Source organism: Halalkalibacter oceani, from assembly GCF_023715705.1.
GTDB classification, from domain to species: Bacteria; Bacillota; Bacilli; order Bacillales; family Bacillaceae_D; genus Halalkalibacter; species Halalkalibacter oceani_A.
Genome location: NZ_JAMBOS010000137.1, coordinates 1 through 241 on the forward strand (window position 1 = coordinate 1; position 241 = coordinate 241).

Annotated in this window: 1 rRNA gene; it reads left to right on the forward strand. The window is 57.3% G+C overall.

The features are described from left to right. Positions 1–241 (forward strand): 16S ribosomal RNA (locus M3212_RS22485); the annotation flags it as partial.

Genomic DNA, 241 nt, shown 5'->3' on the forward strand with positions numbered 1-241 from the left:
TGGATCCAGCGGCGAACGGGTGAGTAACACGTGGGCAACCTGCCCCTCAGACTGGGAGAACATCGAGAAATCGGTGCAAATACCGGATAATTTTCGGGATCGCATGATCCCGTTATAAAAGATGGCTTCGGCTATCACTGGGGGATGGGCCCGCGGCGCATTAGCTAGTTGGTGAGGTAGAGGCTCACCAAGGCGACGATGCGTAGCCGACCTGAGAGGGTGATCGGCCACACTGGGACTG